The organism is Roseburia sp. OM04-10BH, from assembly GCF_003462605.1.
Lineage (GTDB): Bacteria > Bacillota > Clostridia > Lachnospirales > Lachnospiraceae > Roseburia_C > Roseburia_C amylophila.
This window is the reverse complement of record NZ_QTZI01000009.1, coordinates 34,021-60,102: the sequence shown is the minus strand read 5'-3', so window position 1 is coordinate 60,102 and position 26,082 is coordinate 34,021. Positions and strand designations below refer to the sequence as shown.

The window sequence follows — 26,082 nt, the reverse complement described above, 5'->3', positions numbered from 1 at the left end:
TTCTCGATGGTTTGTGGAATAAAAGAATGCTGGATTTCCACACTGTTTATCGAGTCCAAATGCGAAATAAGGGCTACAAGGGGCACTAAGAATTTCGAATAAAATTAGTCTGTTCCGGCAACCGGCGCAAATTCACATCCATGTTCATCTGCGCCTCGGCGGCACGTCCCTGTGCCACCGTTGCCAGATGCTATCCGAAATTCCAAGTGCCCCTAGCAGCCCTTATCATGCATCCGCACTTCGATAAACCGTGCAGATATCTATTTTTCCTAATACTCGTACCTCTTCCCCGGAAAACTTCATTCTTTTTTAAAGATTTTTCCAGATAAAATGTGCTATACTCTAGGTACGAATGCGAACCACAAGGAGATATCTATGAAGCAAAGATTTATTGCCCTGATTTGTATTGCCACCCTGGTCTTTTGCGGATGTGGTGGGAAGAAACAGTCTTCTGTACAGACGGATTCCGGCAGTGAACAGCCGGACGCTACAGAAGAGTCAACAGAACAGTCCCGGAATGACCCGGTAACAATAACATTTAATTCCAAAACAGAGACTTATCATGCCGATGATTTATCTACTGTTTTATTATATACCTCCTATCAGAAACCAACGGTGACCATAGACGGTCATCTGAAGATTTCCAAAACCATTACACAATCTTTAAACGAAGAACTGGATGCTTTCCAGGATGCCCGATTAGAAAGTCTGCTTTCCGCAAGAATTTCTTTTGCTGAGTCACCGGATTCCTTTTCCGCCTATCACTTAGATGAGGATTTTTCCTGTACCAGACAGGACAGCCGGATTATCTCTTTTGAGAGTACCAGAAAAGAATTTACCAGTGAGGAGACCCACAGTGCTGCTTATGGTGGGTTTAATTATGATCTGGAGAATGGCAAAACACTTTCTCTTTCTGATATTGCTACAGATTCCAATGCCCTGATAAACAGTGCACTTTCTTTTATTAACCAGCAGCTTTTGTTACCGAACTACGGCAAAGTAAGCCAGCTTGCCAAACATGACGGCTCCGATGTATCTTCGAACCTTTTGGAACATGTACTAAGGGATGGCAACTGGTATTTTACCAGAGGCGGTATTACCTTTATCGCCAATCATGGTGCTATTACACCGTCTTATTCCGATACACTTTTATTTTCCGTTCCTTATCAGCAGCTGAATGCCCTGAAGGCTGAATATCATTACACCGGTAATTTTCAGTTGAACGCTTTAATGGGGTCTGCTGTTTCTGCAGATATGGATGGAAACGGAGAAATGGATGCCGTCTACTATGACACCACTTACAACGAAGAAACGGGAATGCTTTCTTCTACCCTGACGGTAGATGGAACCGATTATTCTGAAATGCTTTATAATGGCGACTTTACACTGTCCCGCAGTGCTGCCTCCGATATAACAAATGAATATTATCTCATTGACCTTGATACAACAGATGAATATATCGAGCTTGCCATCCCGGATGATGGATTAAGAACAACCTATTTCTTCCGCTATGCCGGCTTTCATCTGGAATACTTAGGTTCCATTCCGGACCTGATAGACAGCTCCACCTTCCAGCTTAACAATGTACTTTCCCAGTTAGAAGAATCGGAAAATTAGTCAGCATCCTGCAGAATCTGCCACCGGCAGCTTCTTACAGATATTTTTGCTGCGCACATAATACAATAAGAAGCCCACAAAAACGGGCTTCTTATTTCTTATCAAATATATTATCTCATACAGATATAGACCATATATCCCGCATAGGAAAGCAGCATAATTGCTCCTTCAATGCGGTTTATTTTCTGCCTGCTCCAAGCAAACAGCAGTACCATTATGCTCATGGCAATTAAGATTACAATATCAATCACATTTTCCATGATAAATGCGACCGGACTTATGGCTGCGGCAATACCAAGAACAAAAAGGATATTGAAAATATTAGAACCAATGACATTTCCAAGAGCCATATCTACTTCATTTTTACGGGCTGCCACAATAGAGGTTACCAGCTCCGGTAATGACGTTCCCATTGCTACTATCGTAAGCCCGATTAAATTCTGGCTCAAACCAAATGCTGCTGCAATAGCAGACGCACTGTCTACTACCATGTCGCCACCAAATGCAATGGCTGCTGCTCCACCCACAATGTATACAAGACAGAGCCATACCGGGATTGGCTTTGCGCGTTCAATCTCATCTGCTTCCTCGGAAGCATCTGTTGTAATTCCTGCTGTTCTTGCCTTTAATGCAGAACGCACCATCCAGAACATGAAGAGAGCAAAGAAAATCAATAAAATCACACCATCTATTCTGCCAACACTCATTCCAATGTAACCCAGCACTAAAAGCAGGGCTGCCATAAGCACAGAAAACGGAAATTCCTGCTTTAAGGTCTTTTTTCCTACTGCAAGCGGTGTAATTACGGCACAGAAGCCACAAACCACCATCAGGTTAAAGATATTTGAGCCAACTACATTACTGACTGCCAGGGCATTGTTTCCGGAAATAGATGCTGCCACACTGACGGCACATTCCGGCAGGGATGTTCCCATTGCCACTATCGTAAGTCCGATAATCAACGATGGCACCTTTAATTTCTTTGCAATTCCCGAACTTCCTTCTACAAAGAAATCTGCTCCTTTAATTAACAGTACAAAACCAACTACCAGTAATACATATGTCCAGATTGTTGTCATATTATATTCCTCCTTCTTTTAAAATGCCAAAATTCCAAGATGCTCCAGCAAAATCTTAAGTCCGATTAAGATAAGAATTATACCGCCAGCCAATTCCGCCTTCTTCTTATATCTGTTTCCAAAGAAGTTTCCTACATACACACCAATGACAGAAATCACAAAGGTCGTAATCCCGATGATGGAAACTGCCTCAACGATTGGCACCTGCAGAAATGCAAATGTGATTCCAACGGCAAGGGCATCAATGCTGGTTGCGATTGCCAGAATAAACATCTCTTTGAAATCCAGTGGCGGGTCCATTTTCCCGACTTCTACTGCTTCATCCTTTTCCCGGATTGCTTCCACTACCATTTTTCCACCGATAAATCCTAACAGGATAAATGCAATCCAGTGGTCAATGCTTGTAATATACTGTTCAAACCGGCTTCCCAGTAGCCAGCCGATAAATGGCATCAGTGCCTGGAATCCTCCGAAGAATAAGCCAATTACAAGAGATTGCTTTTTGTTTACCTTCCGCATGGAAAGTCCCTTACAAATAGACACTGCAAAAGCATCCATCGAAAGACCTGCTCCCATCAGTAAGAGTGTAAAGAACATTACCATAAACACAAATTCCTCCGATAGTATAATTTAAAATGAGACTGCATGTATGCAGTTATCCTGTGCTGCATACATGAGTCTCATTCATTAAGATTTGCCAGGCCTTCATCAGACCGAGGTTGTTGACAAATCACGTATTCACGCGAACTACTCCCTCACGGATTGTTATTCAAATATACGCTAAATGATAATTTATGTCAATTCTTTCCATTCTTGTTCTTCCTAAAATACAATTTCTATGGTGGTTCCCTCATCCAGCTCACTGTCCAAGTGAAGGGCAGCATTATGCTGTGCCACAATATGCTTTACAATGGCAAGTCCAAGTCCTGTTCCGCCGGTGGATTTCGAACGGCTCTTATCTACCCGGTAAAACCGCTCAAATACACGTTCCTGGCATTCCTTTGGAATTCCGATTCCGGTATCCGCTACACTTAAGAACGGACGCTCATCCTTTGTTCCTACCGTTACTGTGACACTTCCGCCTGGCTTATTATAGCGGATGGCATTGCTGCAAAGATTATAAAAGACTTCACCCATCAGTCCCTTGTTTGCCATGGCCATGGTGCTTTCTCCCTGCAACGTCAGCCTGATTCCCTGCTTCTCTGCTGTCACCTGCATCATCTGCACACAGTTCTCTGCCAGTTTATAAAGGTCGATTCTTTCCATTTCCATCTGGTGGTCTGCTTCATCCAGTTCTGAAAGCTTTATAATATCATTAATCAGGCTTAACAGCCGGTTGGCATTGGAATGTATCTCATTAGAGAAACGGATGGTATCCTCTTTACCGGTCATTCCGTTTCCGATTAACTCCGCATAACCGGAAATTGCCGTCAGTGGTGTCTTTAATTCATGGGATACGTTCGCGGTAAATTCCTGGCGAAGCTGCGCATTATTGATAATATTGACGTGCTGCTCCTTAATGGTATTCACAAAAGGCCGGATTTCTTCATATACATTATTTTCATCCACCAGCATAATATTCGTTGCCAGCTTCTCGATAGGCTCTACCAGCTTCTTCGTCAGATAATGGGAAATTCCCATACAGACAAAGAGGATACAAAGTGCAATTACCAGTACAATCACTAAAGTATTTACCATAATACGGTTTACACTGACGGAATCCCTTCCGATTCGAAGCACATTTCCATTCTGTAAACGCTCCGCATAGTAAAAGGTATGGGTTCCGGAAGTGGCCGAGTAACGGATGGCTTCGCCTTCGCCTTTTTCCCTTGCTTCAATAATTTCCGGGCGTTCATTATGATTGTCCATCTCATCCTTATTTAACAGACTTTCATATAATACTTCCCCATCTGCTCCAATCAATGTGATTCGAAGGTCATCATCGATGGGATTATACGGGTCTTTTTCTATTCCTGCTGCAAGGTCATCTATATTCAAAAGCTCTATCACATGGGCGTAGGCTTTCAAATCTCCAAATACCTGCTCTTTTAAAATATTATAATACACCAACATAGCAGACAGCGCTGTGACCACAATGGCAAGCGCTGCTATCATAATAAATCGTATATTTATTTTTTTCTTCATGAATGCTCCTACGGCTCCATCACATAGCCCACATTACGGACGGTTTTAATCTGTTGCCCGCCATCGCCAAGCTTATGCCGGAGCGTCTTTATGTGCATATCTACAGTACGGCTTTCTCCTTCGTATTCAAATCCCCAGACCTGATTCATCAGCTTGTCACGGGATAATACAATGCCCTGGTTTATCATAAGGTATTTTAATAGTTCAAATTCTTTAAAAGTAAGCTCACAGGTTTCTCCCTGAACGGTTACGCTGTGACGCTTATTATCAATCTCTATGCTTCCACAGGCTAATGTATCACCATCATCTTCCTTTTCGGTGCGGCGGAGTAATGCTTTCACTCTGGAAATCAGCTCCATAACGCCAAAAGGCTTACTGATATAATCATCTGCACCCATATCCAGTCCACGGACTTTATCAATCTCTGTGGTCTTTGCCGTTACCATAATCACAGGAGTCTTTTCTGTTGCCGGATTTTTCCGGACACGGCCTAAAATTTCCAGTCCATCCTCTCCCGGCAGCATAATATCTAACAGCATCAGGGATGGTGCCTGCTCTGACACTCTCTGGAAGAAATCTTTTCCGTTATCAAATTCCTCTACTTCAAAACCACTGTTTTTTAGTGCATAACGTTCGATTTCCCGTATGTTTATATCATCTTCTACGATATAAATAAGTGCCATTGCATTTTCCTCCCGGCTTTTTTATTTTTCCGGCAAAGCGTATTTTTCTGTATATTCTTTTATCTGCTCTGCAAATTTTCTGTTGTCTTCTTCATCCATATGTGCCGTCAGGTCATGCTCTTCTACCTCTTTATCCTGTTCCTGGATCAGGCAGACTGCAATATTGGAACAATGGTCGGATACACGCTCATAGTTGGTAACGATATCTGCCAGCACCAGTCCTAACTCGATAGAACATTTTCCTTTCCGGAGACGTTTGATATGTCGTTTCTTAATTGCTTTATTTAATTCATCAATAACCTGCTCTAACGGTTCTACGGTCTTAGCCAGTTCTTCATCATCGGCAGTGTATGCAGTCATGGTACGGCAGAGAATGTCTTCTACTGCTTTTCCAAATACATGCATTTCTTCCTCTGCTTTCTTAGAGAAAACCAGCTCCTTCTTTGTCATCTCAATAATGGAATCTACGATATTCGCTGCATGGTCCGAAATACGCTCAAAATCTGTAATACAATGTAACAGCGTAGATACATTCTGGCTGTCTGCATAAGTCAGATTCTGACTGCTTAATTTCGTCAGATAAGCCCTCAGCTTGTCCTCGTATTTATCTACAAGATTTTCCTTTGCAATAATGTCGTCCGCTACTTCCTGTGTATAATTCTCCAAAAGTCCGATTGCTTCTAAGAAGGAATCCTTGGAAAGGTTTGCCATCTCAATGGACATGCTGTGGCACTGCTCAATGGCAAAAGATGGTGTTGCAAGGAAACGGTCGTCTAATAACGGGAACTCCTGTACCTCTTTCTTGCTCTTTTCCTCTTCGGTAATCGGAAGTGTCAGATATGCCAACTTCTCCAGTCCCTTTGTAAACGGGAATAAAACTACAGTTGCAAATATATTAAAGATACTGTGAATCAGTGCAATTCCTGCTACACCAACTGTATCATTTGCAAACGGGAAATGAATAACTGCATTCAAAATACTATATAATGTCAGGAACAATACGGTACCAATAATATTAAAATACAGATGCACAAAAGCAGTACGCTTTGCATTCCGGTTTGCTCCAACAGAAGAAATCATAGCTGTAACACAGGTTCCGATATTCTGTCCTAAAATAATCGGAATAACTGAACCATAAGTAAATGCTCCTGTTACAGACAGTGCCTGCAGTATACCTACAGATGCGGACGAGCTCTGAATCACCGCTGTCAGAAGTGCTCCTACCAGAATTCCTAAAATTGGATTATGGAACATAGTCAGTATATTGGTAAATTCAGGAACATCAGCCAACGGTTTTACTGCTCCGCTCATACTTTCCATTCCGGTCATCAATACTGCAAAGCCTAATAAAATCTCCCCTACATCAGCTTTCTTGCTTTTCTTTCCGGTCATCATTAAAACAATACCTATCATCGCAAGAACCGGTGTAAAAGAAGATGGTTTTAAGAGATTAATCCATACATTTCCACTATCTATTCCGGTCAGACTTAAGAGCCAGGATGTTACCGTTGTACCGATATTGGCACCCATGATAATACCAATTGCCTGGGAAAGTTTCATAATTCCGGAGTTTACAAAACCAACTACCATTACGGTAGTTGCTGAAGATGACTGAATAACAGCAGTTACTCCGGCTCCTAACAGCACTCCTTTGAGCGGATTGGAAGTTAATTTCTCCAGTATCCGCTCTAACTTGCCTCCTGATACTTTCTCCAGCCCAGCTCCCATAACATCCATTCCATACAGGAACAGAGCCAATCCTCCAATCAGTGTCAGTATTCCAAAAATGTCCATTTTGTCCTCCTTATGCATCGTATATGCATAGACTTTTCAATTTTTTACATATTTTTCGTCTTACATATACACCATATACACTTTAGAGACTTTTTGCAAGGATATTTTATCAGTTTGTAAGAATTATGTATAAGCAGTGTAAAAAATGTACTTATTTTTTCTCTTTTGTCTAAGAATTTTTAGTCAATATGGCTTCCCGTAATAGAATAGATGACCCACTCCGCAATATTGGTAGCATGGTCGCCGATACGTTCAAAATATTTGGCTACCATAAGGATATCTGCTGCCTGCTCGCCATTTTTTGCACTCTTATTAATCATCTGGATTAAATCCTGTTTTACTTTCATAAAAAGGTCATCCACAACATCATCCTGTGCGATTACTTTCTTTGCCAGCTCCATATCGCGTTTTACAAAGGCATCAATGCTCTTGATAACCATGTCTGTGGTTTCCTTTGCCATACCCTGAATCTCTTCCGGGCTGATGATATACGGTTCATCAGACATCAGCAGTGTCATCTCGGAAATATCACCGGCATGGTCACCGATTCGCTCCATATCGGTAATCATTTTTAATGCTGCAGAAATCAGGCGCAAATCTCTTGCCACCGGCTGTTGCTGCAATAAAAGCTTCATGCATAAGGATTCAATATCACGCTCCTGATGGTCGATTTCCACATCATATGCCATTGCTTCCTTGGCTTTTTCCGTATCCTGGTTTACCAGGGCAGAAACTGCCATTTCAATGGCATGCTCTATCATGCTTCCCATCTGGATTAATTCATTGTTTAACTGTTCTAGCTGTCTGTCAAAACGATTACGCATTTAACCGAACCTCCCTGTAATATAATCTTCTGTCCGTTTGTCTGTTGGAACGGAGAATAATTTTTCGGTATCTCCACTCTCAATAATCTCTCCCAATAAGAAAAATACTGTTTTATCCGATACTCGGGTTGCCTGCTGCATATTGTGGGTTACCATAATAATGGTATAATCTTTTTTTAATTCGATTACCAGATCCTCAATTTTGGAAGTGGAAATCGGATCCAGTGCAGAAGTCGGCTCATCCATCAGGATTACTTCCGGCTGTACTGCCAGTGCTCTTGCAATACAAAGTCTCTGCTGCTGTCCACCGGACATTCCCAATGCACTCTTATTCAGACGATCCTTTACTTCATCCCAGATAGCTGCCTGACGCAGGGATGTCTCCACGATTTCATTTAATTTGGCTTTGTTGTGGATACCGTGGGTTCTCGGACCGTATGCAATGTTGTCATAGATACTCATCGGAAATGGATTTGGCTTCTGGAATACCATTCCCACACGTTTTCTAAGCTGGCTGACATCCATGCCGCTGTATATATTTTCACCGTCTAATCTTACGTCTCCGGTAATCTTACAGCCCTCTACCAAATCATTCATTCTGTTTAATGTTTTTAAAAATGTTGACTTTCCACAACCGGATGGTCCGATAAATGCAGTTATCTCTTTTGCATTGATATCAAGATTCACATCTTTTAATGCGTGGAAGTCTCCGTAATATAAGTCAAGTCCTTTGACAGAAAATTTTGCCTGCTCACTCATTTTACTTCTCCATCTCCTTTCGTGAATTTCCCGGCTATCAACGTTGATACACCATTTATCAGTAATACAATGACCAGAAGGACTACGCCGGTTGCATAAGCTTCATTGGTATGTAAGCCCTCTCTGGAAAGGGAATACATATGAACGGCCAAGGTTCGTCCGGATGCCATCAGGTTTGGTGCAAGGTCTGCGACCGTTCCTGCAGTATAAATCAGTGCTGCGGTCTCTCCTACAATTCGTCCTACTGCCAGAATGATTCCGGACAAGATTCCAGGCATCGCAGATGGGAGTACGATACGGAATACGGTACGAAGTCTTCCGGCTCCCAATCCAAAGCTTCCTTCCCGGTAGGTATCCGGTACACAGAGTAATGCTTCTTCTGTGGTTCGCATGATAACCGGCAATACCATAATGGCAAGGGTTGCCGCACCGGCTAACATGGAATAACCCCAGTGCAGGTATGTTACGAAAAATAACATACCAAACAGACCATATATAATAGAGGGGATGCCGGTTAAAGTCTCTGCCGTAATTCTGACTACTTTAACCAGTTTACTTCCCTTCGGTGCATATTCCACCAGATAAACTGCGGCCCCGATTCCAAGTGGTACTGCAAAAAGCAGGGAAAACAGCGTCATTTCCAGTGTATTTATCATTGCCGGAAGCATAGATACGTTATCCGAATTATATTCCAGTGCGAAAAGACCTGGTTTTAAATATGGCACACCGTGAATCAATATGTACGCCACCAGATAAAGTAATACTGCTACTGTTATAATTGCCGCTGCTACTACCAGCAGTAATAAAAGAAAAGAACCCGGATGCTTTTTATAAGAATTCATTTTATCTTTGAATTTTGTCATTATTCTTTATCCGCCTTTCCTTTTACAATTGAAAATACCAGATTGATAATAAGGATAAATACAAACAGTACAACGCCGGTTGCAATCAATGCCTCACGGTGTAAGTCTGTAGCATAACCCATTTCAATTACGATATTTGTTGTCAGGGTACGTACACCCTTAAATATACTGTTCGGAATACGCGCCTGGTTACCTACTACCATCATAACCGCCATGGTCTCACCAATGGCACGGCCGATTCCCAAGATGACTGCTGCCATAATTCCTGATTTGGCTGCCGGAACCACGGTTTTAAAAACACTCCGCTCATGGGTTGCGCCAAGTGCCAGTGCACCTTCATAATAATGCTCCGGCACTGCACGGATTGCAGCTTCCGATACACTGATAATCGTTGGAAGTATCATGATTCCAAGAAGAATCGATGCGGTAAATATACTGTTTCCGTTTCCTTTAAAATGTTCTCTTACAAATGGTACTATGACTACCAGGCCAAAGAATCCATATACGATGGACGGGATTCCTGCTAACAGATCTATCATCGGCTTTAAGAAGCTGTGAAGCTTCTTCGGGCAAAATCTCGCCATAAAGATTGCCATTAAGATTCCAATTGGTACTCCCACCACAATTGCTCCGGCGGTTACATAGATACTGCCTAAAATCATCGGGAAGATCCCGTAGAGGTTATTTCCCGGTTTCCATTTTGTACCTAGCAGAAAATCCGGCAATCCAATTTCTTTGATTGCCGGTATTCCATTTGCAAAAAGGAAAACACAGATTAAGGCAACAGCCAGTATGGAGAAACTGGCTGTAAGTAAGAATACTATTTTCATTGCTTTTTCTTTGAAATTATTCATACTGTTCTTACCTTATCCTACTTGCAGATTTATTTTGCAACTTCATCCCAGGTTGTTACTGCACCTGTGAAGATATCCTTTACATTATCTGAACTCATCTCATCCATTGGGTTGCTGTTGTTTACTACTACTGCGATACCATCCATTGCGATTACCTGTGCGGTAAGTCCACCTTCTGTTTCGCTTTCTTTTAATTCTCTGGAAGCCATTCCGATATCACAGGTTCCTTCCATTGCTGCTGTCATACCTGTTGTAGAATCAGATTCCTGAAGTTCGATTTCTGCATCTTTGTTGATTGCTTTGTATGCTTCAATTAATTTCTCCATTACAGGTGTTACAGAAGAAGAACCAGCTACTACGATTTTTCCGGTAGAACCATCCGATGTAAATGCTCCGTTGCTTCCCTGTGAAATATAACCATTGTCTTCGATTACTTTCTGTCCTTCATCACTCATGATGTAGTTGATGAAATCTGCTGCAAGTCCTGTTGCATCACCTTTCGTTGCGATATTAAATGGTCTTGCGATTTTGTATGTACCGGCTTTGATATTTTCTGCTGTTGCTTCTGCTCCGTCAATCTTTAATGCCTTTACGGTATCATTTAAAGAACCAAGTGATACATAACCGATTGCATATTCATCACCTGCTACAGATGTAAGCATTACTTCTGTACTGTTTGTGATGTTTGCTTCCTCTGTTGTGTTGTCAATTTTATTTCCATCTGCATCTTTCTCTTCGATACCAAACAGCTCGATGAATGCTCCTCTTGTACCGGAACCATCTTCTCTGGACTGTACATTGATCATTTCACTGGTATCAAAATCTGATGTATCTGCTGCATCACTGCTGCTGTCTGCCTCTGTTGTTGTGCCTGTCTTCTGGCTGTCATCTGATGCGGTTTCTTTGCTTCCACATCCTGTTAATGCGCTGATTGCTAATGCTCCTACAAGCATTACGGATAATAATTTCTTCTTCATTTTCTTTCCTCCAAAATGATTTGTTCTTTTTTTTCTCGTCTTCGTGACAATTGTTATCATAACGGGGGAACGTAAAATACAAAGCTATGGTTTTGTAAATTGTATGTAAAAAAGCAGGTATATCAAAACTATGATATGCCTGCTTTCAATATTTTAATGTAGTTCTTCTTTATTTATCATACATTTCTAAAATTTCCAGTGCATTTTCTTCTTTTACGCCTAATTCTTCCTTTAATAATTCCACTATCTCATCTTTGGATTTTTCAAATCGGCGACCAAGACGTATGATTTCCTCTGCTTTTCCTTCTGCTTCGCCCTGTTTCCGAATCCGCTCTTCTCTCTCAAAACTCTTCATATATGCAAGACCTACCTCTCCATCCCGCTTAACTGCCGTTACCATCCGATGTAACTTTTTCAAGTTTTCATGTTTCCTCCTTTTCCCATAATGCAAGGAAAAGCAGGACTGCATATCTCATTTTCGATTCTGAAATTCCGCCTATCCAATGCACTATGCGTTCATTAATTGTAATTAGAATTTAAAAGCATAGAATTCATTGAATTGATACCAGAAATTTAGATTGGCTTTTGCCATTCGAAAATTAGAATATATGCTTTGTGTTGATTGTAACAAATGCCCTTAAAGAAAACAAGTAAAACATTTATAAAATTATTAATAAGAAGAAGGCAGGCAACTGCTTTTGCAATTACCTGCCTTCTTCTTATTAATAATGATTTCTGATTTTAATTACTCTGTTGCTACATCTAACAATGCTTCATCAAGTTCTGTCATGCTTCCATCAGAAATGCTGTATACGTTGTCTTCTCCAATCACTTCTACAACAACTTCCTGTGGATCATTATATGTGATGCTGTCTACTCTTGCACTCATAAGATCATACATCATCTGATACATCTGTTCATACATTTCATCCTCTGTTGGATAAGCATCTGCATCAAAGGAATTTGCCCACTCTGTGAACTCTGTCATAAGTTCTTCCTGGATTCCGTTGAAAAGACCTGTCATCTGCTCAATTTCAACAGTTACATAATATCCGTCTTTGTCGTCCATCTTCTCAGCATCTTTTACGGTGTATTTTGCTTTTGCATATACATCTTTAAAAAGCTGACGATAGCTGTTGCTTAACTCATCGGATAAGTTGAACTGATCCATCTCTGTCATCATAGCATCGATGTTAGATTCGTAATCAGATTCTGCCTGCTCTTTGCTTCGGCCGGTCATTTTCATGTACTGCTCTGTCTCTCCTTTTGTTAAAAGATCAAGGCATGACTCTACATAAGCTGCTGCATCAAATTTTCCACAGCCAGCCAGGTTTACTACCATCATTACGGCAACTAAACCAGTTACTAATGCTTTCTTCATTGTTTTCATGATAATTTCTCCCTTACATTCATTGTTCTTTAGCGCATTAACGCAGTTACATGGAATACTATACCATACCTTATTCTATTTCGCAACCGATTTTACTTCTCTGGTTTTAAATCTGTATGCAAGCATGCGATTTTCTCGCTACATGGAACAAAGAATGTGCCAAGGTACATCCTCGCGGAGCGTTTTTTACTTTACAGGAAAACAATTTCCTGTAAAGCAAAAAAAGACGATTCTTTCGAATCGTCCTTTTGTATACGTTGTGTACCTGCCGGTTTCAGAATTAATCCTGAACGTAAGGCATAATTGCGATATGACGTGCTCTCTTGATAGCAACTGTCAAAGCTCTCTGATGTTTTGCACAGTTTCCTGTGATTCTTCTTGGAAGAATTTTTCCTCTCTCAGAGATATATCTTTTTAACTTATTTACATCTTTATAATCGATGGTGTTGTCTTTTCCACAGAAAACACAAACTTTCTTTCTTCTGTGCATTCCGCCTCTTCTTCTCATTGGCGCACCATCTCTGTCTGTCTTATTGAAAGCCATGGCTATTACCTCCTATTGATTTAGTTAAATGGTAATTCCTCATCAATTCCGTCAGGGATATTCATAAATCCATCGCCTGCACTGCTTGGTGAAGGTCTGTCAGCCGGTGCAAAACCGCCTGCATTGTCGGATGCTGATTTACTCTCAGCAAATTCCTGCTCTTCTATTATGACATCAGTGGTATATACTTTCTGACCGTCTTTGTTGGTGTAACTTCCGGTCTGGATACGACCTGTTACAAGTACCTTAATTCCTTTATGGAAATATTTCTCAGCAAACTCTCCTGCTCTTCCAAATGCCACGCAGTTGATAAAATCAGCGGTCTGCCCATCATTCCCTTCACGTCTGCCTCTGCGGTCTACAGCCAGTGAATATCTTGCGATTGCCATCTGGTTATCTCCGCTGGAGTAACGAACCTCCGGGTCTCTTGTTAAACGTCCCATAAGTATAACTTTATTCATACCACTTTCTCCTTCTCTTCTATTTATGCCTCGTCTTTTCTAACGCATAAGAAACGAAGTACGTTGTCCATAATACGAACATTCTGCTCTACTTCTGCCGGAACAGATGATTCTGCCTCGAACTGGATGAAATAGTAGAAGCCGTCGCTCATTTTCTGAATGTCGTAAGCTAATTTCTTCTTACCCCACTCTTCTACTTCTGTTACAGTTCCACCTGCACGAGTGATATACTCTTTTGCTCTCTCAACTGTAGCAGTTCTGACATCGTCTTCGATCTTGGCATTCACAACAAGTGCTAATTCATATTTGTTCATGCTAGATTTACCTCCTTTTGGTCTCTGGCCTCCTGTCTATGCGGGAAGCAAGGAATTTTTACATATCACGAGCCTATATGATAGCATAATCCGACCCGTTTCGCAAGTGTTTTTCTTATTATTCTTACGATTCTGTTTCATTTTTTTGCTCATTTTTTTTTCGAAGCCCTTTGGTATTCTTCTCCACCAGTTTTCTGGCAATCATAATCTGATGGTCACAACCCATGCATTTCAACCGGAAATCCGCTCCTACCCGAAGAATTTCCCACTCCTGGCTTCCACAGGGATGCTGTTTTTTTAATTTTACAATATCGCCTACTTCGTATTGATAATTATTCATGTCGTCCCTTTCTTCTATGATTATCTTCTATATTATTAGGTAATTTCTTCTGCCTCTTTCAGACCTCTGACAATACGGCTCCGATGCTGCCCTGTATCAGTAAGTCTGCCCGGTTGTCCAATGGCGTGGTTGACTTATTAATCAGCACCAGCTTATTGCCCCGGTAATAATCGATAAGTCCTGCTGCGGGATATACTGCCAGTGAAGTACCGCCGATAATGAGCATATCTGCATGGCTGATATAATACACCGCATCCTCTAAGGTCTGCTGGTCTAAGCCTTCCTCATATAAAACCACATCCGGCTTGATGCTGCCGCCGCATTCATCACAGGCTGGAATTCCACTACTCTTTAAAATATATTCGGCATCAAATAGCTTTCCGCAGCTCTGGCAGTAGTTCCGGTGGACACTGCCATGAAGCTCTAATACCTTTTTGCTGCCGGCCGCCTGGTGCAGTCCATCAATATTCTGCGTCACAACCGCCTTTAACTTACCGGCTGCCTCAAGCTCTGCCAATTTCTTATGCGCTGCATTAGGCTTTGCATCCAGGCACAGCATTTTATCCCGGTAGAATCGGTAAAATTCTTCTTTTTTACGCATATAAAAGCTGTGGCTTAAGATGGTTTCCGGCGGATAATCGTATTTCTGGTTATAAAGTCCGTCCACACTCCTGAAATCCGGAATGCCGCTCTCCGTAGATACACCTGCACCTCCAAAGAATACAATATTATCTGAGTCCATGACCCATTGCTTTAATGTCTCGATACCATCCATTCTGCTGCCTCCTGTTCCATTAAAAGTAGTCTTTCTCTTTTATTCCGCTTCGCTTTCTGTGCCTGCATTCTCCTCTGCCGGTGCCACGTCACCGTTTGGAACTGCCTCTGTCTGTACCGCATGTACCAAGAAACGGTAATCATAGCCTGCTTTGTTGCAGGTCATCAATGTAATTACTTTATCCTCTGGTGTTACCTCTACGCCGGTATCATACGCTGACTGCGCCTTTACACCATCTAAGAATTCCTGAAACTGCTCATCGGATGCAAACTGGGTATAGAAATCCACTTCATTATCCACTCTTGCCAGATAACAGGAAAAAATATCATAACGGTAGGTATAATCCGGTGTATAAATATAAAAATACGGATTTTCTTTATAAAATTCCTCATCCTTATAGTTATTTAATTTACCAAACATGGTCTTGTCCTTCATATTATGACCATAGATGAAGGTATTCTGGTCAGAAAAATCAGCATGATTGTTGGCATCCATGAAAATACTTGCCGCTGTTACAGCCTGTCCCTCAAAGGTATGCTTCAGATAATATTCATTATCCTCTCCCTGCATAATCGGATAGCTGATATCAATATTTTCAAACCGGATCCAGCCGATGCAGTCCGGGTTCAACTCCTTTAATCCTGAAAAATCTACGGTAAATTCTCCGTTTTCTTCCGTACTGCTTTCATCCTTTGGCTGCTCCCTGACATATTTCTGCAGTCCCTTATATTCATGGCTTCCTTTCCAGTAAGTAATTCCATACAGAATCAATCTTACTGCCGCATACAAAAATACTGCCAGTGCCAGCAGAAATAAAATCCGAAACAGGATATTCTGCTGCTTTTTCTTCTTTCGCTCATTTTTAATCTTTCCTGTCATTGTCACACCCCTTATTTTTCTCTATTTGCTGCAATAGACCTACAGAATCTGCCACTGGCAGCTTCTTACGGATGCGTTGGTAACTGCGAGCAACTCGCGTAAAAAAGAATGTGCCTTGGCACATTCTCGCGCCTGCGGCGGTCGCTTGCGACATCTACCTTATGCGCCGCAGTGCGCATCCCCGCGGAGCGGTTTTTACTTTACAGGAAAGCAATTTCCTGTAAAGTAAAAAACCACCGCCCATAAGACAGTGGTTAAAGAGTTGCGGGAACAGGATTTGAACCTGTGACCTTCGGGTTATGAGCCCGACGAGCTTCCAGACTGCTCCATCCCGCGCTATTTATTTGCAAAAACTATTATAGTCCTTCCTTCTGCAAATGTCAAATTTCTATGTCCCTGCCTTACATAATATACAGTTACAAGCACTTTTATTCCTGATTATTGAAGAATTGTATCTTCATCATCTGAAGTCCTGTACAGTCCTCGTCAACCCAGAAAAAGTGTAGCACACTATTTATGGAAAGTCTACACTCGTCCCGCCAAAAAGATACTTGCCGCAATTCCTGCCAGCGTAGCAAACAATGCCCCCGGAAGCGTAAAGCCGGTCTTTCGTACTTTTACCGACATAAAATAAATTGACATGGTATAAAAAATAGTCTCGGTGCAGCTTAACATGACAGAGGCTGCCATTCCCACGAAGGAATCACATCCGGCTTCCTTGTATAAATCCACCAGCAGTCCGGTTGCCGCCGAGGAGGAAAACATTTTGACAATGGCAATGGGGATAAGCTCGGAAGGAATTCCGATATGTTTCGTCCAACCCATGCAGGTAGTAGAAATGAAGTCCAACAGCCCGGAGGCTCTTAGGATCCCGACTGCTACCATAAGCCCCACCAGCGTTGGCAGGATTCCAACTACTGTCTGTATGCCTTCTTTTGCGCCCTTTAAAAAATCGTCATATACATTTTTCTTCATCAGAATGCCGAATCCTACGATGTAAAAGACCAGTATCGGAATCAGGGCATCTGACAGAAACATAAGAAAGCGCATCCTTATTCTCCTGCTAAGAGCTTCTTTTTCATTCTATGCAGACAGGAGAACTATCATGCCGCTTTTTACTGCTTCCGCAGGCGCAGCCCCACGCCCTTGCGGGTTTCGATGTAATCCCTGCCGCTTAATTCCCGCAGTTTCCGTCGTAAGTTGCTGGCATGGACTTTGATGGAATTTTCCACACAGTCCGGTGTATCTTCTGCAATTTCGTCTAACAGCGTGGTCTTTGTCACTGTCCGTCCGTTCCGCTGTATCAGGCATTTTAAAATAGCAGCTTCTGTTCTGGTAAGCTTCGTAGTCTGCCCGCCAATGGTCGCCAGCCGCTTCTCGATATCCAGCTTTATCTCTTCGTAATAGAAAAATCTTACTTTCTCTTTTTCTGCCGGAATTTTACTCAGACGTACTTCCACGCGGATGCGGAATTCCTGTATATCAAAGGGCTTTCTGATATAATCGTCTGCCCGTTCTATGCATTTTTTACACCGTTCAAAAACAGAGCCGGTTTTCTCCGGCCGAATCAATAGCAGTGGCTTTGCCTGCACCAGAGCGAGGAAGGTATTCTCCCATATTGCTGCTACATCCTCTTTTCCGGCAAATTCCTTCTGCTCAAGGTCTAATACCACCATATCCACAATAACCTGCTGAAATAACTCCCCGGCATCTGTGAGGGAATCCGCCCGCACTGTAAAATAGCCTTTTTCGTCCAGTACCTGCTCCATGGCATCCCCCAATGCTTTATCCTGTTCGATGATTCCTATGGTATACATTAATCCGTTCTCCTTCGACTTACAATCCGGCAGAAAATGACTGCCGTTGCTGTGCTGATAATGGTCGCTGCAAGTCCCGGTCCCACCACCGCAGCCGGATGCACCGAGCCATACTGACTGCGGTACGCCACAATGTTCATGGGAATCAGTTGCAGAGACGATATATTGATAATCAAAAAGGTACACATTTCCTTTGTGGCATTTCCGGAATACTTCTGTATATTTTTTCCGGCTGCCTTAAGTCTGGCAATATGTAACTCCTGTAATTGCTGCATTGCCTTTAAGCCTGCCGGCGTTGCCGCCCAGCCAAGGCCTAACATATTGGCTATCATGTTGACTGCTATGTAATGATTGGCAGGATGGTCATCTGGTATATCCGGAAAAAGAAATGTCAACACCGGCCGCATTTTCTTTACTGCCGCTTTTACAATGCCGCTACATTCCGCAATTTTCATCATTCCCATCCAGAACGCCATGACTCCTGTCATGGTAATGGCTAATGCCACTGCTTCTTTGGCAGAGTTTACTGCTGCCTCGGTCACTTCCGGCAGTGTTCCGTTGATTGCACCGTAGAGCACTCCCGCAAGAATCATAAATCCCCACAGATAATTCATTTCGAACCTCTTTTGCTTTCCCGTTACTCTACTATATGCAGTTTTCCCGGAAGGAACTACTTTCTCTGGTGATTATAGCACACCCTCTTCTGCCATATCACGTTCTTTTGTCATATCGATACGATTTTTTTCATATTCTTTGTTGAACACTCTTCATCCGAGGCCGTCTATGCTGCACAAATATATTTCTCCTTTTCTGATAACCATTTGCTTTGCTTTATCCTTATTTCTTCTAAGCGGGTGCAGCAAAGACCAGTCGGCTTCTGATTCCGGTTATATTGCGCCGGATTCCATTTCCTTTGAGGAATATACCAGTCTTTTATTTCAAAGCGAAGTAACCTCCGATACCCTGACCCTTCACTATACCTTAAGCCAGCCGGAAGTCTATGGCATTACCGATTATAAAATTGCTTTGCCGGACTATTCTGCCGATGCCAGAAAGCAATCTGCCTTAAATATCGAAAATATCTCCTGTGGGTTACAGTCCTATGACTATGAGGTACTGACCACCGAGCAGAAGCTGACTTATGATATTTTAAATGACTATGTCTCTTCTAACCGCAGTCAGTCGGACTATACCTATTACCCGGAAATCCTGCGTCCTTCCACCGGATTTCCTGCCCAGCTTCCGGTTCTGCTATCAGAATACCATTTCTATGACCGTAAAGATGTGGAGGATTATCTGACTCTGCTTTCACTGATCCCAGCCTGCTTTGATTCTGTCTTAGATTATGAAACGAATAAAATCAATGAGGGACTTTTTCTTTCGGATACCCAGGCGGATACGCTGATTGCAGACTTAAATACCTTCTGTGATAACAGTTCTGAGCATTATCTGATTACTACTTTTCGTAATAAAGTAGCGGAACTTCCTGATTTAACAGCAGAGGAACAGACTTCCTACTGTATCGAAAATGAAGGTGCTTTTAGGGAATATATTCTGCCAGCCTATGAAGCTTTGCGGAATTTTCTGGTGGAGCACAAGGGCAGTGGCAGCAACTCCGCCGGACTTTGCTATTTTCCGGATGGCTCAGACTATTATGCTGCTTTGGTTTATGATGCCACCGGCTCTTCCCATTCCATAGATGAACTTTTAGAAATGACGGAAAAGCAACGGAAATCCGACCTTCTTGCCATCAACGGGATTGCTGCCAGTCATCCCGGTATCTCTCTTACTACCGATGATTTTCCAATGAAGGATGCCACCCCGGAGGAGATGCTTACCTGTCTTTCTTCCGCTATTACAAAGGATTTCCTGCCGCCGGTCTCTACGGATTTTTCCGTCCGCTCCGTGGACCCTTGTATGCAGGATTCCATGGCTCCCGCCTTTTATCTGACGGCCCCTATCGATAACATTTCCCATAATGTCATCTATATCAATCCCCGCAGCCACTACGAAGGCTTCGAGCTTTTCACCACACTGGCGCACGAAGGATTCCCGGGACATCTCTATCAGACTACCACTACGTCTGCCTCCGGCTGTGCACCCATCCGGAGTATTCTCAACTATCCCGGCTATGTAGAGGGCTGGGCAACTTATGTGGAAATGCTCTCTTACTCTTATGCCGGTCTGCCGGAGGAAAAGGCTTCGCTCCTTATGCACAACCAGTCCGCTCTTTTGAGCCTCTATGCCACCGCAGATTTATCCATTCATGGAAAAGGCTGGACGCTCAGCGACCTTAAGGACTTCTTAAGTGATTATGGCATCGACAATAAAGAAGCCGCTTCCGAAATCTACGACTATATCGTAGCGGAGCCGGCTCATTATCTCAAATATTATATTGGCTGCCTGGAATTTCTTCAGCTGAAGGACTATGCCAAAGAAACCTTTGGGGATTCCTATTCCGATAAACAGTTTCACCAGGCAGTGTTGTCCATCGGTCCTGCACCTTTTGATATTGTAAAAAAATATTTAAAGGACTACTACCGGCAGACTATTTAACTTCTACTTTAACAGTGCCTGATATACATCACGTTTACTGATGCCACGATCCTTTGCCACCTGCTTCATGGCTTCCTTCCGTTCCATGCCGGAAGCCTCATAATGTGCCATATGTTCCTCGACGGAAAGGCTCTCCCAGGCTTCTCTGGCTTCCCGTTCCTTTGTCTCAAATGTCTTTCCGGAAATAACTAAAACGTACTCTCCTTTTGGTTCGTTGTCCTCATAGAATCTTATGACATCTTCGAATGTCGTTTTTGTCGTGTTCTCATATCGCTTGGTCAGCTCCTTGCAGACCGTTAATTCACGGTTTCCAAGAACTTCATAAAGCTCCTTTAAGGTCTTTAGAAGATGGTGTGGTGCCTCATATACAATCATGGTTCGGCTCTCCTGCGCCAGCTCCTCCAAGACTCTGGCACGTTCTTTTTTATCCCTCGGAAGAAATGCCTCGAAAGCAAATCGTCTGGTTGGAAGTCCCGATATGGTCAGTGCGGTAATGCAGGCTGCCGGTCCCGGAAGGGAAGTTACTTCGATGCCATTCTCATAACAGATTCGAACCAGTTCTTCTCCCGGATCTGAAATACCCGGTGTTCCGGCATCTGTTATCAGGGCAATATTTTTGCCTTCCTGTAATTTCTCTACCAGCTTGTATGCCTTTTCAATTTTGTTATATTCATGGTAGCTGGTCATCGGTGTCTTAATCTCAAAATGATTTAAGAGCTTAATGGAATTTCTCGTATCCTCTGCCGCTATTAAATCTACTTCCTTTAAGGTACGCAATACCCGGAACGTGATGTCCTCTAAATTTCCAATGGGTGTTGCACACAGATACAGTTTTCCTGCCATAATCTATCCTCTTTTATTTAAGTGGTATTATATATCTTCTTACTCCGCTTTCTTCGCATCTTCATAAATGCGCGGCAACATCTGATAGAGTATGATGCCTGCTGCCACAATACCAATGGAAATAAACTGGGAAGTAGAAAGGAATCCCACGCTTCCGCGGTAATCACTTCTTAAAAATTCCACACCAAATCTTCCGATTCCATAGAACATTAAGTATAAGGATGCCACTCTGCCTTTTTTCGGCTTGCGCTTTGCATAAGCAAGCAGCATCAGGCAAATCATGAAGTCTCCTGCAGATGAAATAAGCTGTGTTGGTATCAGCTTGACTCCATTTGGAGCATAGTCGGAATGAGTAAAGGTAATTCCAAACCAGCTGTCCGTTGCTTTTCCGTAACAACAGCCTGCAAAGAAGCATCCGATTCTTCCAAAGCCCTGTGCCAGTGCTACTGCCGGCATAACAAGGTCAAAGTATTCGATGAAAGATACCTTCTTTATCCTGCAGTAAAGCCAGGATACTAAGATTCCTCCGATAATTCCTCCATATACTACATAACCGTTTTTAAAGTTCCAGAGAATGGATGGGTCTTTGATAATCTCCGGAATCTCTACAATATAATAAAGCAATCTGGTTCCCACCAGTCCGCCGATGATGGCACACCAGAAGATTCCATAAAGAATATCTCCGCTTTTTTCCATTTTCATCTTTTTCCCACGGTAATAACACATCGCATATGCGGCTAAAAATCCAAGTCCAATCATCAGTCCATACGTATGAAGTGTCAACGGTCCAATTGTTATCTCATTAAACATATGTCTTTCCTTTCTTTCATTACAAATCATAAATCTCATATATTTCATCGGTGTATACATTCGGTTCCTTGTATACAATCAGCGGCTTCTCCACCGTCATACGGGAACGCCCGCCTCTGCAGCCTTCGATAAGTACCATGTTCGGCTCCCGGTCTGCATATGGATATACCAGCCGCATCCGCTTTGGCTCGATGCGATGCTCATGCATACAGCAGATGATTTCTGTCAGACGAAACGGGCGGTGTACCATAAAAAAATGTCCCCCCGGCTTTAGTATTCTCGCACTCTCCCTCACAATATCCGTAAGATTGCACAATATTTCATGGCGGGCAATTGCCTTTGCTTCCTCCGGATTCGTAAGACCGTGCTGTCCTATCATATAAGGCGGATTTGTGGTTATAATATCAAAAGAAGATGCCCCAAAGATCTTCGAGGCATCTTTTATATCTCCTGTTACGATATCGATTTTATCCGTCAATCCATTTAACGCAACACTTCGTCTTGCCATGTCGGCACTGTCCGGCTGAATCTCAAGCCCGGTAAAATGCTCTCCGGGAGTCTTCGCCTCTAATAGGATGGGAATCACTCCCGTTCCGGTTCCAAGGTCTAACACTCTCTGTTTCGGCTTTACCTTTACAAAAGCACTTAAGAGTACCGCATCCATTCCAAAGCAGAACTGCTTCGTATCCTGAATGATACGATAACCCTTGCGATTCAGCTCGTCCACACGCTCATCCGGTTTTAATTGAATCTCATTACTTGACGTCATTAATCTTAGACTTTCCTCCCTTATCCTCTAAGGCTTCCAGCTCTTTCATCTCTTCCGGAGAAAGTTTGATATTGTCTCTGCGTCTTCTTGGCTTGAACTTCAGCTCTTTTACCTTATATTCCCGAAGTTCTTTCTCATCATTTACTTCGATTAAGACCTTCACCAGCTGACGCAATACGTTAATGCTCTGTACTTCACCTTTACATCCATCAATTGTGGTAACGGTATCACCCACATTCGGAAGACGGCTGTTTAAATATTCGTATGTTTCAGCCTCATTTTTCAGGCAGCACATCAGTCTGCCACATACACCGGAAATCTTAGTCGGATTTAAGGACAGGTTCTGCTCCTTTGCCATCTTAATGGATACCGGAGCAAAATCAGCCAGATAGGATTTACAGCATAATTCTCTTCCGCAGATTCCAATTCCGCCTAAAATCTTGGTCTCGTCTCTCACTCCAATCTGGCGCAGCTCAATTCTGGTGCGGAATACTGCTGCCAGATCCTTTACCAGTTCACGGAAATCAATTCGTCCGTCTGCGGTAAAGTAAAACAGAAGCTTATTGTTATCAAAGGTATACTCTGCTTCTACCAGCTTCATTTCAAGCTTATGCTTTGCAATTTTCTCAAGACAGATTTTGTATGCTTCTTTTTCTTTCTCTTTATTTCTCTGCTCAGTCTTATCGTCCTCCGGTGTTGCCACGCGGATGACCGGCTTCAATGGCTGAACCACTGCTTTATCGTCTACCTCTTTCGGGGCAATCAGCACAGTTCCGTACTCTATGCCACGGGCAGTCTCCACGATAACATGGCTGCCTGCCGCCATCTTTGCTTTACCCGGGTCAAAATAATATATCTTTCCGGCTCTGCGGAATCTGACTCCAACTACTTTTGTCATTCTAATTCTCCTTTATTGTCAGCAGCAACAATTCCATCACAAGGTCAAAGTTGACATTTGCCGTAAGGCGCACCTTTGCCTTTTCCAACGCTTCTAATATTGCTTCAATTCCACTGTAGGAACTCTTGCTTGCCTGCTTCTTTATGTCATAGACTTCATCCTTAAATATCAGTCCATTTACATCTGTTGTTGCTTTATATAATAAAATGTCACGAAACCAGATCATCATGATATCAAGATAATCGTTGATTTCCATTTTATATTCGTTAATCTGTTTGATGGCTTCCTTAAATTCATAAAGCTCAATCTCATGGATTCGCTTTAATAACTGCACGGCTGCAGCTTTCAGCTCCTGAAAATCATCCGAAGATGCCAACGCCATTGCCTTTCCCACATTTCCCTGGGCAAATGCCACACACACATCCGCCTGATAATCCGGCACTTTACAGTGCTCCATCAGATATTTTTTGATTTTATCATCGGAAACTACCTTAAGGTTCAATACCACACACCGGGAAAGAATCGTCGGTAAAAATGCATCCGCATTGGTAGTCAGCAGAATGATAACCGCATATGCCGGCGGCTCTTCGATGGTTTTTAACAGTGCATTCTGCGCCTGCTGGTTCATTTTCTCTGCTTCATCTACAATATAAATCTTATATCTGCTGCTGTATGGCTTCACATCTACATCATTTACAAGCTGGCTGCGGATATCTGCCACGGAAAGCGTATTCGGCTTCTCATGTGTGACATAAATGATGTCCGGCTGGTTGTGGTTCACTGCCTGCTTACAGGAATGGCACTCCATGCAGGGCTCAATGCCGTGCTGTTCACACTGCAGGGTCTGGGCAAATGCCTCCGCCAGCATTTTCTTGCCGGATTTGTCCGGTCCGTTCAATATATATGCATGGGATATTTTATCCATTTTTATTGCATTCTGTAAATGCTCTATAATCTGTTCATGTCCAATGATTTCTGCAAATCCTGCCATGTGCGCTCCTTTCTCCTGAAGCTTCCTGCTGTCTTAGGCTGCCCTGTTTTTACGTGAAAATATCCAGCAATAATCCTGCAATTTCCCCGATTTTATCCAATATGGTAATGTGGTCCGACTCATCCTTCACCAGCTCTTCTGCCAGTTCGTCTAAGTTCTTATCCACCAACTTGACGATTCCATAGACACGATGACGGCCTTTCCGGTCGAGAAAGTTCTCTCTGGAAAATTTATGGGAACGGGTTACGACTTCATTTAAGAAATCCTTCACCAGTCCGCGGTATTTCTTCATGTCCCGGATGTCCATATGCTGTGCAATAAGATTACCCTGCTTGGTAATGTCATCTAAGAGGCTGTTCAACCGCTGCTGAAGCTCCTGCTCTTCGATTGCACTGGTCAATGTAAATTTAAAGCTGCCGTCTCCGGTGTCTACCGGCGTGGTTCCGGTGGTCTGATTCACCGGTGCAGTGTCGTTTACTCTAATCTCCATTTTATCACCTATCCATTATATGATAGCACAAAAGCTGCAATTTCCTCTACTGTCTTTTGCAGATTATCATTCTCAAAATGTCTGGTAATTCCTGCCTTTTCCAATGCTTCTTCTGCAAAATCCGCATCATCTGCAAGAAATCTCCTGCAAAGCTCTGTATACTTTGGCTTATCCTGCATCCGCTCCCGGTCCAATGCCCGCTGCAGACGTAAACCATCTTCTACTTCTATATATATCGGTACGATTGCGTCTTTTCCATAATAGGCACAAAGCTGTGTATACACGGCAAGGGTGCCAATCAGAAGATAACTGTGCTCCGACAGATTAACCTGCCCGTCTGCAATTGTGGCATAGCGCCAGATTCCGTATATAGTATCATATGCGCGCTGCTCTATGACTTTTCCTTCTTTTTCGAGCTTCAAAAGCCTTTGTTCATCAATAAAATGATACTCTACGCCCTCCGTCTCGCCTGCACGGATCGGCCGGGTAGTATATGGTACAATCGTCTGAAGCTGCAATGCTTTCTCATCCCGCAGCATCTTATATATGGTATCTTTTCCTGTTGAGCTCTTGCCCATCAGACAGAAAATCTTTCCCATGTGTAAATCTC

At 42.7% G+C, this 26,082-nt stretch carries 30 protein-coding genes and 1 tRNA gene; 2 read left to right on the top strand and 29 right to left on the bottom strand.

Annotated elements, in window-relative coordinates; translation table 11 throughout:
* Positions 1 to 375: 375 nt before the first annotated feature.
* The gene (locus DXB43_RS10195) at positions 376 to 1,617 is read left to right on the top strand and encodes a hypothetical protein (RefSeq protein ID WP_117947484.1); all 1,242 of its coding nucleotides are present in this window, start codon (positions 376 to 378) and stop codon (positions 1,615 to 1,617) included.
* A gap of 110 nt (positions 1,618 to 1,727) precedes the next feature.
* Here the strand turns inward: DXB43_RS10195 and DXB43_RS10190 are convergent, their stop codons facing one another.
* The 22 genes from DXB43_RS10190 to DXB43_RS10085 all read right to left on the bottom strand — a co-directional run bounded on the left by DXB43_RS10190 (position 1,728) and on the right by DXB43_RS10085 (position 18,729).
* Positions 1,728 to 2,696, bottom strand: a complete 969-nt coding sequence (locus DXB43_RS10190) for a calcium/sodium antiporter (RefSeq protein ID WP_117697919.1) — start codon at positions 2,694 to 2,696, stop codon at positions 1,728 to 1,730.
* 18 nt (positions 2,697 to 2,714) lie between these two features.
* On the bottom strand, positions 2,715 to 3,299 hold the full coding sequence (locus tag DXB43_RS10185; protein WP_117947483.1) for a manganese efflux pump MntP: 585 nt from the start codon (positions 3,297 to 3,299) through the stop codon (positions 2,715 to 2,717).
* Positions 3,300 to 3,518: 219 nt separating this feature from the next.
* A complete protein-coding gene (locus tag DXB43_RS10180) occupies positions 3,519 to 4,841 on the bottom strand; it encodes a sensor histidine kinase (RefSeq protein WP_117947482.1) in 1,323 nt (440 codons plus the stop codon).
* Between the two features lie 8 nt (positions 4,842 to 4,849).
* Positions 4,850 to 5,524, bottom strand: coding sequence for a response regulator transcription factor (locus DXB43_RS10175; protein ID WP_022244252.1), 675 nt, complete (start codon positions 5,522 to 5,524; stop codon positions 4,850 to 4,852).
* Between the two features lie 21 nt (positions 5,525 to 5,545).
* Positions 5,546 to 7,318 (bottom strand): Na/Pi cotransporter family protein, encoded by a 1,773-nt coding sequence (locus tag DXB43_RS10170; protein WP_022244253.1) that lies wholly within the window; start codon positions 7,316 to 7,318, stop codon positions 5,546 to 5,548.
* Between the two features lie 179 nt (positions 7,319 to 7,497).
* Entirely contained in the window at positions 7,498 to 8,142 is a 645-nt protein-coding gene (gene phoU, locus DXB43_RS10165; RefSeq protein ID WP_117947481.1) for a phosphate signaling complex protein PhoU, read from the bottom strand.
* Complete coding sequence (pstB, locus tag DXB43_RS10160; protein WP_117697924.1) at positions 8,143 to 8,901, bottom strand: phosphate ABC transporter ATP-binding protein PstB; 759 nt, start codon at positions 8,899 to 8,901, stop codon at positions 8,143 to 8,145. It lies immediately after the preceding gene.
* Entirely contained in the window at positions 8,898 to 9,764 is an 867-nt protein-coding gene (gene pstA, locus DXB43_RS10155; RefSeq protein ID WP_117947480.1) for a phosphate ABC transporter permease PstA, read from the bottom strand. Before pstA ends, pstB begins: the two co-directional genes overlap by 4 nt.
* A complete protein-coding gene (gene pstC, locus DXB43_RS10150; RefSeq protein WP_117947479.1) occupies positions 9,764 to 10,618 on the bottom strand; it encodes a phosphate ABC transporter permease subunit PstC in 855 nt (284 codons plus the stop codon). The genes pstA and pstC overlap by 1 nt, the downstream gene beginning before the upstream one ends.
* A gap of 29 nt (positions 10,619 to 10,647) precedes the next feature.
* Positions 10,648 to 11,595: a substrate-binding domain-containing protein gene (locus DXB43_RS10145; protein ID WP_117947478.1), complete on the bottom strand. Its 948-nt coding sequence runs from the start codon at positions 11,593 to 11,595 to the stop codon at positions 10,648 to 10,650.
* A 169-nt stretch (positions 11,596 to 11,764) separates the two neighbouring features.
* Entirely contained in the window at positions 11,765 to 12,013 is a 249-nt protein-coding gene (locus DXB43_RS10140; RefSeq protein ID WP_147343689.1) for a hypothetical protein, read from the bottom strand.
* A 327-nt stretch (positions 12,014 to 12,340) separates the two neighbouring features.
* A complete protein-coding gene (locus tag DXB43_RS10135; protein WP_117947477.1) occupies positions 12,341 to 12,985 on the bottom strand; it encodes a hypothetical protein in 645 nt (214 codons plus the stop codon).
* A 280-nt stretch (positions 12,986 to 13,265) separates the two neighbouring features.
* A complete protein-coding gene (gene rpsR, locus DXB43_RS10130; RefSeq protein WP_022244266.1) occupies positions 13,266 to 13,529 on the bottom strand; it encodes a 30S ribosomal protein S18 in 264 nt (87 codons plus the stop codon).
* Between the two features lie 20 nt (positions 13,530 to 13,549).
* Positions 13,550 to 13,990 (bottom strand): single-stranded DNA-binding protein, encoded by a 441-nt coding sequence (locus DXB43_RS10125; RefSeq protein WP_022244267.1) that lies wholly within the window; start codon positions 13,988 to 13,990, stop codon positions 13,550 to 13,552.
* A gap of 23 nt (positions 13,991 to 14,013) precedes the next feature.
* A complete protein-coding gene (gene rpsF / locus DXB43_RS10120) occupies positions 14,014 to 14,304 on the bottom strand; it encodes a 30S ribosomal protein S6 (protein WP_022244268.1) in 291 nt (96 codons plus the stop codon).
* A gap of 124 nt (positions 14,305 to 14,428) precedes the next feature.
* Positions 14,429 to 14,644, bottom strand: a complete 216-nt coding sequence (locus tag DXB43_RS10115; RefSeq protein ID WP_117947476.1) for a DUF951 domain-containing protein — start codon at positions 14,642 to 14,644, stop codon at positions 14,429 to 14,431.
* A 58-nt stretch (positions 14,645 to 14,702) separates the two neighbouring features.
* Positions 14,703 to 15,419, bottom strand: coding sequence for an NAD-dependent protein deacylase (locus DXB43_RS10110; protein WP_117947475.1), 717 nt, complete (start codon positions 15,417 to 15,419; stop codon positions 14,703 to 14,705).
* A gap of 39 nt (positions 15,420 to 15,458) precedes the next feature.
* On the bottom strand, positions 15,459 to 16,298 hold the full coding sequence (gene srtB, locus DXB43_RS10105; RefSeq protein ID WP_117947474.1) for a class B sortase: 840 nt from the start codon (positions 16,296 to 16,298) through the stop codon (positions 15,459 to 15,461).
* 262 nt (positions 16,299 to 16,560) lie between these two features.
* Positions 16,561 to 16,634: transfer RNA gene (locus tag DXB43_RS10100), tRNA-Met, on the bottom strand.
* A 189-nt stretch (positions 16,635 to 16,823) separates the two neighbouring features.
* On the bottom strand, positions 16,824 to 17,348 hold the full coding sequence (locus DXB43_RS10095; protein WP_022244272.1) for a spore maturation protein: 525 nt from the start codon (positions 17,346 to 17,348) through the stop codon (positions 16,824 to 16,826).
* 65 nt (positions 17,349 to 17,413) lie between these two features.
* Positions 17,414 to 18,115 carry a response regulator transcription factor gene (locus DXB43_RS10090; RefSeq protein ID WP_117947473.1) on the bottom strand — a complete coding sequence of 234 codons (702 nt, stop codon included), beginning with the start codon at positions 18,113 to 18,115 and terminating at the stop codon, positions 17,414 to 17,416.
* Complete coding sequence (locus tag DXB43_RS10085) at positions 18,115 to 18,729, bottom strand: nucleoside recognition domain-containing protein (protein ID WP_022244274.1); 615 nt, start codon at positions 18,727 to 18,729, stop codon at positions 18,115 to 18,117. Before DXB43_RS10085 ends, DXB43_RS10090 begins: the two co-directional genes overlap by 1 nt.
* Before the next feature lie 169 nt (positions 18,730 to 18,898).
* Between DXB43_RS10085 and DXB43_RS10080 the strand changes: the two genes are divergently transcribed.
* Positions 18,899 to 20,671: a DUF885 domain-containing protein gene (locus DXB43_RS10080; protein WP_117947472.1), complete on the top strand. Its 1,773-nt coding sequence runs from the start codon at positions 18,899 to 18,901 to the stop codon at positions 20,669 to 20,671.
* Between the two features lie 3 nt (positions 20,672 to 20,674).
* On the opposite strand, the gene rsmI is transcribed toward DXB43_RS10080, so the two are convergent.
* From rsmI to DXB43_RS10045, 7 genes are read right to left on the bottom strand one after another with little or no spacing between them, the layout of a single operon-like run.
* Positions 20,675 to 21,514 carry a 16S rRNA (cytidine(1402)-2'-O)-methyltransferase gene (gene rsmI, locus DXB43_RS10075; protein ID WP_117947471.1) on the bottom strand — a complete coding sequence of 280 codons (840 nt, stop codon included), beginning with the start codon at positions 21,512 to 21,514 and terminating at the stop codon, positions 20,675 to 20,677.
* A 39-nt stretch (positions 21,515 to 21,553) separates the two neighbouring features.
* Positions 21,554 to 22,324 (bottom strand): prolipoprotein diacylglyceryl transferase, encoded by a 771-nt coding sequence (locus DXB43_RS10070; protein ID WP_117947534.1) that lies wholly within the window; start codon positions 22,322 to 22,324, stop codon positions 21,554 to 21,556.
* 19 nt (positions 22,325 to 22,343) lie between these two features.
* Positions 22,344 to 23,093 (bottom strand): tRNA1(Val) (adenine(37)-N6)-methyltransferase, encoded by a 750-nt coding sequence (locus tag DXB43_RS10065; RefSeq protein ID WP_117947470.1) that lies wholly within the window; start codon positions 23,091 to 23,093, stop codon positions 22,344 to 22,346.
* Positions 23,080 to 23,991: a PSP1 domain-containing protein gene (locus tag DXB43_RS10060; protein ID WP_022244279.1), complete on the bottom strand. Its 912-nt coding sequence runs from the start codon at positions 23,989 to 23,991 to the stop codon at positions 23,080 to 23,082. Before DXB43_RS10060 ends, DXB43_RS10065 begins: the two co-directional genes overlap by 14 nt.
* Position 23,992: 1 nt before the next feature.
* Complete coding sequence (locus DXB43_RS10055) at positions 23,993 to 24,982, bottom strand: DNA polymerase III subunit (RefSeq protein ID WP_022244280.1); 990 nt, start codon at positions 24,980 to 24,982, stop codon at positions 23,993 to 23,995.
* Positions 24,983 to 25,031: 49 nt separating this feature from the next.
* A complete protein-coding gene (locus DXB43_RS10050) occupies positions 25,032 to 25,472 on the bottom strand; it encodes a YaaR family protein (RefSeq protein ID WP_022244281.1) in 441 nt (146 codons plus the stop codon).
* 8 nt (positions 25,473 to 25,480) lie between these two features.
* A complete protein-coding gene (locus DXB43_RS10045) occupies positions 25,481 to 26,071 on the bottom strand; it encodes a guanylate kinase (RefSeq protein WP_117947469.1) in 591 nt (196 codons plus the stop codon).
* Positions 26,072 to 26,082: the final 11 nt, after the last annotated feature.

Coding starts and splice junctions, on each gene's coding strand:
- DXB43_RS10195 (WP_117947484.1), top strand. CDS start 376: ATGAAGCAAAGATTTATTGCCCTGATTTGTATTGCCACCCTGGTCTTT.
- DXB43_RS10190 (WP_117697919.1), bottom strand. CDS start 2,696: ATGACAACAATCTGGACATATGTATTACTGGTAGTTGGTTTTGTACTG.
- DXB43_RS10185 (WP_117947483.1), bottom strand. CDS start 3,299: ATGGTAATGTTCTTTACACTCTTACTGATGGGAGCAGGTCTTTCGATG.
- DXB43_RS10180 (WP_117947482.1), bottom strand. CDS start 4,841: ATGAAGAAAAAAATAAATATACGATTTATTATGATAGCAGCGCTTGCC.
- DXB43_RS10175 (WP_022244252.1), bottom strand. CDS start 5,524: ATGGCACTTATTTATATCGTAGAAGATGATATAAACATACGGGAAATC.
- DXB43_RS10170 (WP_022244253.1), bottom strand. CDS start 7,318: ATGGACATTTTTGGAATACTGACACTGATTGGAGGATTGGCTCTGTTC.
- phoU (WP_117947481.1), bottom strand. CDS start 8,142: ATGCGTAATCGTTTTGACAGACAGCTAGAACAGTTAAACAATGAATTA.
- pstB (WP_117697924.1), bottom strand. CDS start 8,901: ATGAGTGAGCAGGCAAAATTTTCTGTCAAAGGACTTGACTTATATTAC.
- pstA (WP_117947480.1), bottom strand. CDS start 9,764: ATGACAAAATTCAAAGATAAAATGAATTCTTATAAAAAGCATCCGGGT.
- pstC (WP_117947479.1), bottom strand. CDS start 10,618: ATGAATAATTTCAAAGAAAAAGCAATGAAAATAGTATTCTTACTTACA.
- DXB43_RS10145 (WP_117947478.1), bottom strand. CDS start 11,595: ATGAAGAAGAAATTATTATCCGTAATGCTTGTAGGAGCATTAGCAATC.
- DXB43_RS10135 (WP_117947477.1), bottom strand. CDS start 12,985: ATGAAAACAATGAAGAAAGCATTAGTAACTGGTTTAGTTGCCGTAATG.
- rpsR (WP_022244266.1), bottom strand. CDS start 13,529: ATGGCTTTCAATAAGACAGACAGAGATGGTGCGCCAATGAGAAGAAGA.
- DXB43_RS10125 (WP_022244267.1), bottom strand. CDS start 13,990: ATGAATAAAGTTATACTTATGGGACGTTTAACAAGAGACCCGGAGGTT.
- rpsF (WP_022244268.1), bottom strand. CDS start 14,304: ATGAACAAATATGAATTAGCACTTGTTGTGAATGCCAAGATCGAAGAC.
- DXB43_RS10115 (WP_117947476.1), bottom strand. CDS start 14,644: ATGAATAATTATCAATACGAAGTAGGCGATATTGTAAAATTAAAAAAA.
- DXB43_RS10110 (WP_117947475.1), bottom strand. CDS start 15,419: ATGGATGGTATCGAGACATTAAAGCAATGGGTCATGGACTCAGATAAT.
- srtB (WP_117947474.1), bottom strand. CDS start 16,298: ATGACAGGAAAGATTAAAAATGAGCGAAAGAAGAAAAAGCAGCAGAAT.
- DXB43_RS10095 (WP_022244272.1), bottom strand. CDS start 17,348: ATGCGCTTTCTTATGTTTCTGTCAGATGCCCTGATTCCGATACTGGTC.
- DXB43_RS10090 (WP_117947473.1), bottom strand. CDS start 18,115: ATGTATACCATAGGAATCATCGAACAGGATAAAGCATTGGGGGATGCC.
- DXB43_RS10085 (WP_022244274.1), bottom strand. CDS start 18,729: ATGAATTATCTGTGGGGATTTATGATTCTTGCGGGAGTGCTCTACGGT.
- DXB43_RS10080 (WP_117947472.1), top strand. CDS start 18,899: ATGCTGCACAAATATATTTCTCCTTTTCTGATAACCATTTGCTTTGCT.
- rsmI (WP_117947471.1), bottom strand. CDS start 21,514: ATGGCAGGAAAACTGTATCTGTGTGCAACACCCATTGGAAATTTAGAG.
- DXB43_RS10070 (WP_117947534.1), bottom strand. CDS start 22,324: ATGTTTAATGAGATAACAATTGGACCGTTGACACTTCATACGTATGGA.
- DXB43_RS10065 (WP_117947470.1), bottom strand. CDS start 23,093: ATGACGTCAAGTAATGAGATTCAATTAAAACCGGATGAGCGTGTGGAC.
- DXB43_RS10060 (WP_022244279.1), bottom strand. CDS start 23,991: ATGACAAAAGTAGTTGGAGTCAGATTCCGCAGAGCCGGAAAGATATAT.
- DXB43_RS10055 (WP_022244280.1), bottom strand. CDS start 24,982: ATGGCAGGATTTGCAGAAATCATTGGACATGAACAGATTATAGAGCAT.
- DXB43_RS10050 (WP_022244281.1), bottom strand. CDS start 25,472: ATGGAGATTAGAGTAAACGACACTGCACCGGTGAATCAGACCACCGGA.
- DXB43_RS10045 (WP_117947469.1), bottom strand. CDS start 26,071: ATGGGAAAGATTTTCTGTCTGATGGGCAAGAGCTCAACAGGAAAAGAT.